The organism is Flavobacteriales bacterium, assembly GCA_013214975.1.
Lineage (GTDB): Bacteria > Bacteroidota > Bacteroidia > DT-38 > DT-38 > DT-38.
Genome location: JABSPR010000249.1, coordinates 1 through 3,606, shown reverse-complemented (window position 1 = coordinate 3,606; position 3,606 = coordinate 1). Strand labels below are relative to the sequence as shown.

At 38.2% G+C, this 3,606-nt stretch carries 5 protein-coding genes; 3 read left to right on the top strand and 2 right to left on the bottom strand.

The genetic code is table 11. The features are described 5' to 3' along the window. Together HRT72_08160 and HRT72_08155 are read right to left on the bottom strand one after the other, a co-directional pair. On the bottom strand, positions 1–823 hold an 823-nt coding region (locus HRT72_08160), incomplete at its 3' end, for a leucine--tRNA ligase (protein NQY67682.1). Next, a complete protein-coding gene (locus tag HRT72_08155) occupies positions 805–2,187 on the bottom strand; it encodes a leucine--tRNA ligase (protein NQY67681.1) in 1,383 nt (460 codons plus the stop codon). The genes HRT72_08160 and HRT72_08155, both read right to left, overlap by 19 nt. 119 nt (positions 2,188–2,306) lie before the next feature. On the opposite strand from HRT72_08155, the gene HRT72_08150 reads away from it, so the two are divergent. The 3 genes from HRT72_08150 to HRT72_08140 form a co-directional block, all read left to right on the top strand. Further along, the gene (locus HRT72_08150; protein ID NQY67680.1) at positions 2,307–3,191 is read left to right on the top strand and encodes a cell division protein FtsX; all 885 of its coding nucleotides are present in this window, start codon (positions 2,307–2,309) and stop codon (positions 3,189–3,191) included. Positions 3,192–3,197: 6 nt separating this feature from the next. Next, a complete protein-coding gene (locus tag HRT72_08145; GenBank protein NQY67679.1) occupies positions 3,198–3,440 on the top strand; it encodes a DUF3098 domain-containing protein in 243 nt (80 codons plus the stop codon). 8 nt (positions 3,441–3,448) lie between these two features. Then, the coding region (locus HRT72_08140) for a UDP-diphosphatase (protein ID NQY67678.1) at positions 3,449–3,606 on the top strand (158 nt) is incomplete at its 3' end.

Sequence of the window (3,606 nt, the reverse complement as noted above, 5' to 3'; positions counted from 1 at the left end):
GCTGTTCCAACGGACCTAAAAACATTTCGTAGAGGCGTAATGTATCTGCTCCGTACCGCTCGCATAAGTCGTCTGGGTTAACAACGTTAAACCAGCGCTTCGACATTTTCTCTACCTCAGAACCGCAGTTATACTTGCCGTCTTCCAAGACAAATTCTTTGTCCTTATAATCTGCATGTGATGATTTCAAACCATCCACATCTAGGATGTCATTTTTTACTTTTGAAATATCTATTCGATGTTCAGTAGTTTCATAATCCCCTTTTAGACCTTTTGAAATTATCTTTCCACTCGCTTTATCTTTATACACGATACTTGATCTCCCTTGAATCATTCCTTGATTTACCAATTTCTTAGCTGGCTCATCGATTGATATCTTGCCTATATCTTTTAAGAATTTAGTCCAAAAACGGACATATAGTAAATGGCCCGTTGCATGTTCTGCTCCACCCAAATACAAATCAATATTCTCCCAATATTTTGCTGAGGCATCCGATAACATAGCATCATCATTAAGGGCATCCATGTACCTTAAGAAGTACCAACTAGAACCAGCCCAGCCCGGCATCGTACTTAATTCATAATTATACTTCCCTTTGTACTTCCAATCCGTAGCCCTTGCCAATGGTGGATCTCCTGATTCTGTTGGAAGGTATTTATCAATCTCAGGAAGCTCTAACGGCAAATCGCTTTTATCAATAGTGTAAGGAGTATCTCCTTTAAAATAGACTGGAATTGGTTCTCCCCAATATCGTTGACGACCAAAAATGGCATCCCGCAATCTGAAGTTAACCTCACCCTTTCCTATTTTATCTTCTTCCAATTTTGCAATGCAGATTTCATTGCCTCATTTACATCTAGCCCATTAAGGAAATCCGAATTTACCATCTCACCCGACTTAGCATCATAAGACTCCTCATCGATATTACCGCCCGAAACAACCTCTACAATAGGAATATCAAAGTGCTTTGCAAAAGCATAATCTCTACTATCGTGTGCTGGCACCGACATTACAGCCCCTGTTCCATAACCGGCCAAAACATAATCACCTATCCAAATAGGAATTCGATCTCCAGATAATGGATGTATGGCATAAGCACCAGTAAACTCCCCTGAAATATTTTTCACCTCAGCCATTCGTTCTCTCTCCGAGCGCGCTGCTGTACGCTCAATATAAGCATCAACTTTGGCTTGAAATTCTGATGCAGTAATTTGATTCACCAACTCACTCTCTGGAGCCAACACCATAAATGTTACTCCAAAAATGGTATCTGGTCGAGTAGTAAAAACACCAATATGTTCCTCGCTTCCCTCAATCTTAAACCGAACAGAGGCACCTTGCGACCTTCCAATCCAGTGACGTTGCATCTCTTTCAAAGCATCCGTCCAATCTAATCCGTCTAAGCCTTTGAGTAATCTGTCCGCATAAGCAGTTATCCTTAATGACCATTGGCGCATCAATTTCCTTTCTACCGGAAAATCTCCTCTCTCCGATTTACCATCTTTAACTTCTTCGTTCGCTAAAACAGTTCCCAATCCGGGACACCAGTTAACCATTGTATCCGACAAATAGGCCAAACGATAATTCAATAAAATAGCTTGCTGCTCTTCTTCCGTTTTAGCCGACCATTCAATTGCGGTAAAAATATCTTCTTGTGTATTACATGCATTAACAAACTCATTTCCTTCCTTTTCAAAAATGATAATCAACTCATCAATAGAAATTGCTTTGTCTTTTTCGGTATCGTAATATGAATTAAAAAGCTCGATAAAAATCCATTGCGTCCATTTGTAATATGACGGATCACTTGTTCTAACTTCTCGATCCCAGTCGTATGAAAAACCAATTTGATCTAACTGCCTTCGGTATGTCGCAATGTTCTCTTCGGTTGTAATGGCAGGATGTTGACCCGTTTGAATCGCATACTGCTCGGCAGGTAAACCGAACGAATCATACCCCATTGGGTGAAGGACATTATATCCCTTTTGTCTTTTAAAACGAGCGAAGATATCCGATGCTATATAGCCTAATGGATGGCCAACATGAAGCCCTGCACCAGATGGATAAGGGAACATATCCAATACATAGAATTTTTCTTTTTCAGATTCATTTGACGTTTTGTATGTTTTGTTTTCTTTCCAAAACTTTTGCCATTTTGCCTCAATAATTTTGTGACTGTATTCCATCGATAATTCTAATTCGCTTTATAGAGAGCGAATTTAGGAATTTAATACGCTTTTAAACAGCAACTACGAATCCGCAAACGAGAATATTTCCTTAGCTTTGAGCCCCAAACAAGGCATTGATGGAGAACGCAGAAGAGATCTACTCGAAAAGAAAACTAAAATCCTCAGGACAGTCAACTGTAGTGAGTATTTCACTGGTTCTTTTTATGCTGGGAATTATCGGCTTAGTAATTTTAGTATCCGATCGACTTGCCATTTTTATCAAAGAAAACGTAAGCATGGATGTTTACCTCAAAGAAAATGTGAAAGAGGTTAATGCCATCCAATTACAAAAAACGCTTGACACAAAAGACTTTGTAAAATCTACAAAGTATATAAGTAAAGAGCAAGCAATCGAAAATTTAAAGAAAGACTTAGACCCAGAAGAAAACTTTGTGACCTTCTTAGGAGATTATAATCCGTTACCCTCATCGATTACAATAATGCTTAATGCCAACTTTGCTAATAACGATAGCTTGGCCTGGATCGAAAATTCGTTGCTCGCAAATAAAGGTGTTAAAGAAGTCGTATATCAGAAATCGATGATAGACATGATTAACGAGAATGTTCGGGTGATCAGTTTTTACCTGCTATGCTTTAGTGGCCTTCTACTACTGGTTGCAATAGCATTAATCAACAATACTATTCGCTTATCGATCTACTCCAAGAGATTTATTATAAAAACCATGCAGCTGGTTGGAGCGACCCACTGGTTTATAAAAAGGCCCTTTATTTTAAAAGGTATACTACATGGCATTTATGGTTCGTTAATAGCAATAATTTTATTGTTGGGAATTATTTATTTGGTACAAAACGAAATTCCTGATTTAATAAATTTGCGTGATTTTGAAATGTTCGGTTCTCTATTTGGATCGGTACTTTTAGTTGGAATATTAATCTCTTGGTTGTCGACTACGTTTGCAGTAAGCAAATACCTCAAGTTAAAATCAGGAGAATTATACTAATAAATGATGGAAGAAAACAACAACGAATTATTCGTATTCGGAAAAGAGAATTACAAGTGGATGTTGATTGGTATAGCTGTAATAGTATTGGGGTTTGTCCTAATGTCTGGTGGTGGATCTGATGACCCAAATGTATTTAATCCGGAAATTTTTAGTTTCAGAAGAATCACCCTTGCTCCAATAATAGTATTAATTGGGTACGGCATTGAGATATACGCCATCATGCTGAAACCAAAATCTAACGGTTAAGTTAATTCATGTCGATCTTAGAAGCCTTTATTCTCGGACTGATCCAAGGCCTTTCTGAATTTTTACCTATTAGTAGTAGTGGCCACATCGAGCTTGCTAAAGCTCTCTTTGGAATAGAGATCAAGGACGATGCAAGTTTCACAATCATTCTTCATGGAGGTACGGT

What these genes read in the sequence shown, in the direction of transcription:
- HRT72_08150 (NQY67680.1), top strand. Translation starts at nt 2,307, where the DNA reads ATGGAGAACGCAGAAGAGATCTACTCGAAAAGAAAACTAAAATCCTCA.
- HRT72_08145 (NQY67679.1), top strand. Translation starts at nt 3,198, where the DNA reads ATGGAAGAAAACAACAACGAATTATTCGTATTCGGAAAAGAGAATTAC.
- HRT72_08155 (NQY67681.1), bottom strand. Translation starts at nt 2,187, where the DNA reads ATGGAATACAGTCACAAAATTATTGAGGCAAAATGGCAAAAGTTTTGG.